This window comes from Brachyspira pilosicoli (assembly GCF_019402445.1).
In the GTDB taxonomy this organism is placed as follows: Bacteria; Spirochaetota; Brachyspiria; order Brachyspirales; family Brachyspiraceae; genus Brachyspira; species Brachyspira pilosicoli_B.
Genome location: NZ_SRZM01000406.1, coordinates 1 through 6,076, shown reverse-complemented (window position 1 = coordinate 6,076; position 6,076 = coordinate 1). Strand labels below are relative to the sequence as shown.

Below are 6,076 nucleotides of genomic sequence, written 5' to 3'. Positions count from 1 at the left end.
AAAAATATCTTAATTTATTATTTACTTTAAAATTATTTATGTTATAACATTAGGATTGAATATTATCTGGGGGTATTTATGGGAAAGTCCATTCTAAGACTAAAAACATTTTATATTATTATTATGTCATTTATTTTTATGAGCAGTTTATCTTTATTTGGTGCTGTTAGTATCGACAGAACTACTCCTATTGGAGAGAATACAAGCAGAGCTAACTATGAAGCTATAACAGTAACTTTTAATCAGCAAATGGTTGCATTGCAAGCTGTAAAAGAAGTAACTAATCAATATTTTAATTTTAATATAGATGTTAAAGGTAAATACAGGTGGCTTTCTGTTAATACTTTAGCATTTTATCCTAGTGAAGCTTTACCAGACAATACAAAAATAGAAGTTACGCTTAAAAAAGGAATTAAAAGCGAACTTACAGGTGATATATTAGAAAACGATTATACTTGGACTTTTAATACTTTAAGACCAATAATGCAAAAAAGTTCTCCTTATGATAGACAATCAGACCTTCCTACAGATGTTAATATAGTTATTTATTATAATATGCCAATATACCTGCAAAGTGCAAAAGAGAAAATAGAATTAATATCAAGCAATAATTATAGAGAGATAGATTTTGATGTAAGATACGCAAAAATAGAAGATTTAAGAGAATGGGAAACTAATGAATATGAATTAAATCAGGTATTAGTTATAAAACCTAAAAAGGCTTTAAACAAAGATGATGAAATAAGTGTGTATATAGAAGAAGGACTTGCTGCTATAAATGGAAACTTAGGCACAGCAGATAATGATAGTTTTAAGTTCTCTACACATGATAATTTTTATTTTAATGGAGAAGAAGAGCAAACAGTAACAGCATCATATTCTCCAAAAGCTCCAGAAATAAAATTCAGTACAAGAGTAGAATGGGCAGACTTAATAAAAAATATGGAAATAAGCCCACAAATTCAGCTTCCTACACAAGAAGAAATAGAACAAAACTCATGGTCTTCTAAAAGCTTCTCACTTTATGCACTTAGATTTAATCCTAATATTACATATAACATAAAAATTAAAGGAAGCTTAAAAGATATTTACGGACAAACTTTAGGAGAAGAAAAAAATATTACATTAAATGTTACAGATTATAACCCTAGTGTTTCAATACCTTCTGGAATGGGAGTTGTAGAAGCTTATGAAGGCGTAAAACTTCCTGTGCAGGTAATGAACCCTAATACTATTTATATACAAAGCAGATATGTTGATAAAGAAAATATTATACCTTTCTTGTTTGTAAATAAACAAGTATATAGATATGATGAAACTCTAGAGTTTAGAAATTATACTAATAAATATAAAAACTTACTAGGCTACAATAATAATACAGAATATACTCCAAATGTTGAAAGAAACAGATACATTACAACTGCACTCTATTTAACAAATTATATGAATAATAAAGAGTACGGACTTTTATCAATAGAGTTTAAAAGCAAAACAGGCTACCAAAGCGAGTACGATTATTCAACAGCTTCACAAATACAAATAACATCTATGGGAGTAACAGGAAAGTTTTCAGGCGATTCAAATACAATATTTGTAACAGACTTAAAAACAGGAATGCCTGTTGCAGGTGCAGAAGTAGAGATAAGAGATGATTTCAATAGAGTATTAGAAAAAGCAACAACCGATGAAAACGGAATAGCTACTACTAAAGGTTTTAGAAGTTTTGGAATAAAAAGAGCAAGCAGATGGGATACTCCAAGACAATGGGCAATAGTTACAAAGGGTGATGATGTATCTTTTATTAATAGTGATTGGGGTACAGGTGTTTCACCTTGGAGAATGGATATAAGTTATGATTATTCTCCTGCTGATAAAGAGTATAATGGTTCTATGTTTACAGAGAGAGGGCTTTATAAGGCAGGCGAAGAAGTGCATATAAAAGGTGTTGTAAGAGAAAATATTATTGGAAATTGGAATATACCTACTAATTTGAAAGATGGTTCATTTACTGTTAATAACTCAAGAGGCGAAGAGATATATAAGGGAGATGTGAGCTTAAATGAGTTTGGTTCTTATTTAATAGACTTTACTCTTCCTGCAGATGCTCCTACTGGCTATTATAGCGTGAGGGTGGCATTTAATTCTAATAATAATGATGAAGAGCTTTATAGTTTATCACAAAGCTTTAGAGTTGAAGAGTTTAAGCCTTTAGAATATGAAAGCAGACTTTGGGTTGAAGATAAAAATTATTATTTAGGCGACACTATGCCTATAAAGATGTCTGGCTGGTATTTGTTCGGCGAGCCTATGATATCTAATAGAGTTGATTATAATATATCTATGAATGAAACTTTCTTCACTCCTCCTAATAATGCAGGATTTAGATTTACAAAATTAAGCTGGTTTGAAGATGAGTATTATAATAACTATTATTCTACAATAGCTACTGGCACTGGTTCATTAGATGAAAACGGAGAATATACTTATAGTCCGACAGTGGATGCAAGCCGTTCAATACATTCTGCTTATGTTACAATAGAGACAACAGTGTCTGGTGAAGATTCTCAGAAAGTAAGCACAACTAAAAGCGTATTGGTTCATGGAAGTGATTATTATATTGGTATAAAAAGACAAGGTTATTTCTTGGAAACTGATAAGCCTACAGAGTTAGAGTTTATTGCAGTTGATGCTGAAGGAAATAGACTTGCAGGCAAAAAGATAGAAGTTCAAGTTATAAGAAGACATTGGGAGTCTGTGAGAAAGGCTATAACAGGCGGAAGATTTGAATGGGAATCTACACAGATTGATGATGTTATTGAAACTACTACAATTACAACAAAAAAAGACCCTGTGTCATACAGTTTTACTCCTACAAATTCAGGACTTTATATAATATTAGCAAGGTCAAAAGACTCCAAAAAGAGAGAAGTTGCTGCTGATGAATATATGTATGTTATAGGTAAGGATTATGCTCCTTGGGCTATGTTTGATGATGATTTGCTAGAGCTTATCACAGAAAAAGAAGAGTATAAACCTTATGAAACAGCAAGAATAATGGTAAAATCCCCTTATGAATCTGCTACTGCTTTAGTAACAGTTGAGAGAGAATATGTAATAGATTCTTTTGTTACAAATATTGAAGGCTCTACTGCTTTAATAGAAGTACCTATAAAACCTGAATATTTACCTAATGTTTATGTGGGTGTTTCACTTGTTAAGGGTAGAGTTGAAAATGAAGCTTATACTAATTATGCTACAGATGAAGGAAAGCCGTCATTTAAAATTGGTTATGCTGGGCTTTCAGTATCTCCTCGTGAAAAAGAGCTTAATGTAACAATAACAAAATCTGCTGACAGTTTAGAGCCTCGTGATGAGATGACAGTTGATTTATATGTTGAAACTAAAGAAAGTGAGCCTATGGAAACAGAAGTTATGTTAAGTGTGGTTGATGTTGGAGTGTTGAATTTAATAGGCTATAAAACTCCTAACTGGTTTAACACTTTCTACGGACAGAGACCTTTGAGTGTTGCAAGTGCCGATACAAGAATACACTTAATAGGTCAGCGTAACTATGGTGAGAAAGGAGACACACCAGGCGGAGATGGTATGAGAGCAGACAATATCCTTATGGCTAAAGCTGAGGCTATGGGTATGGACGTATTTAGTATAAGAAAGAACTTCTTAACAACTGCTTTCTATCAAGGAAGAGTAAAAACTGATGCTAATGGTAAGGCTACTGTTACATTTAATTTACCTGACAATATTACATCATTTAGAATAATGGCTTCTGCTATAAATAAAGACGGTTATTTTGGTGCTTCTGATGATGTTGTTATAGTTAAGAAAAATATTATGCTTATGCCTACTTTACCAGAGTTTGCTTATGTTGAAGATAAGTTTAAGGCTGGAAGCATAGTTTATAATTATTCTGATAAAGATTTAGAGATAGAAGTTCAAGCTGTATCTTCTAATGCTTTAATACAAAATGCTACTCAAAAAATAACTGTACCTAAAGGCGGAAATGCTGATGTAAGATTTGATATTATAGCTACAAATAGTGGAGAGGCTAAAGTTACAATACTAGCTAAAGGCGGAGAATATACTGATGCTGTAGAGAAAACATTTAAAGTTAATATTCCTATGACTACAGAATCTGTGGCAATGTTCTCAAGCACTACAAACAACAATACTGACTTAATGATTAGAGTGCCAAATACTACAGAGGCTTATAAAGGTGCTGGAAGTTTAGAAGTTTATATGTCTCCTAGTGCATTTAGTGAACTTACAGGAGGAATAAATTATCTTATAAATTATCCTTATCTTTGTTTGGAACAGCAGTTATCAAGAGTGTATCCTATAATAACATCTAAGAGATTATTAGTTGATATGAAACTTACTGATATAGCTGAAGAAGAATTAGACAATACAGTAAATAATTTCTTAAAAGCTATGCCTACTTATCAAAGCCCTAATGGAGGATTCTCTTATTATCCTAGCAAAACTTGGATATCTCCTTGGCTTACTGCTTATGCTGCTGAGACTATGATTAAAGCTAAAAAAGAGGGCTACACTATAGACGAAAACTCTCTAAAATTGGCATTAGAATATATTAACAATTATGCTAAGAGCGGTGAGGCTGAAAAACCTAGCTTCTGGTTTGATGAGTATATTAATCTTTCATCTATATCTTATATTGCAGCAGTGCTTGCAGAAGGCGGATATAATTCTAACGATGTAAAAGCTATAATAGACAGAATATACCCTCAAGTTAATAATATACCTTTCTATGGACAGGTTCAATTAATGAGAGCTATGTATTATAACAAATATGATAACAAGGCATTTACTAATGTTAGACAATATATACTTAACACCATTAAAGAAGACCCTAATACTGCTCATTATGAACTAGAAGAGAGATATAAAAATCTTTACTGGATACACTCTTCATCAGTGAGAGATACTTCTGTTGCTTTATATGCTTTAATTGAAACAGGTTATGACAATGCAATCAATGAAAAAGTGGTTCGCTGGCTTGTTCAATCAAGAAAAAACGGAAGATATTTAAATACTCAAGACAATGTATCAGTATTTGCTGCTATGAATATGTATTACAAAAAATACGAAAATGTTAAACCTAATTTCAAAGCAGAGTTTATATATCAGGGAAAAACTTTACTTGCTGAAAACTTTAATTCAAGAACTCAGCCTAGCTTAACACAAAATTATGCTTTAAGTGAGTTTATGAATGAGAGATTAAGCAATTTAAATACAAGAGCTTCTATAGCAAACATTAAAAGAAATGGGGCTGGAAGACTTTATTATGGTGTAAGACTTACTTATGCTCCTCGTGAGTTGGCTGTTAATAGAGATATGGGAATAAATGTTGTAAGAGAATATCAAACTAAAAATGGAAGAGTATTAGACCTTACTAAAGAGAAATTTAAACAAGGTGAAGAGTATGTGGTTGTTGTAAAAGTTACAGTTCCTTATGAAAGACATTTTGTTGTAGTTGACACTCCTATTGCTTCTGGTATGAGAATATTAAACTCTTCATTTGCTACAGAAAGCAGCGAAGTTAAAAACATCACAGGAAATTATAATAATACTTGGTGGTGGGGCGGATTTAATCACACTGAAAACTACAATGACAAAATATTATTATTTGCTGATGTTTTAGACAAAGGTGAGCATATATACAAATATGTAGTTCGTGCTGTTACACATGGTGAATATTTACTTCCTGCTACTAAGGCTGAAGAGATGTATAACCCTGAGGTGTTTGGTTATGACGGACAGCATAAAGTTGTTATAGAGGCTAAATAATAAATAGTTTCAATACATTAAAATATTAAGGGCGGTATCTTTTCTGAGGTATCGCCTTTTTTAATACTATTTTTAATTTTAAAAACTATTCAAATTTTATTTTTAATCTCTACAACGCATGCAGAGAAAAATCATAAATACATACTAATCGTTAATTCTAATTTTTATTATATATAAAATTTTGTTCACCGTGCGTAGAGCCGATTTTAAAGTAAAAACACTTTTTGGCGGGTGCTGTAATTTATACTTG

Annotated in this window: 1 protein-coding gene; it reads left to right on the top strand. The window is 31.7% G+C overall.

Translation table 11 applies throughout. The features are described 5' to 3' along the window. Positions 1-78: 78 nt before the first annotated feature. Positions 79-5,826 carry an Ig-like domain-containing alpha-2-macroglobulin family protein gene (locus E6A48_RS11425; RefSeq protein ID WP_219710437.1) on the top strand — a complete coding sequence of 1,916 codons (5,748 nt, stop codon included), beginning with the start codon at positions 79-81 and terminating at the stop codon, positions 5,824-5,826. The last annotated feature ends 250 nt before the right edge of the window (positions 5,827-6,076 follow it).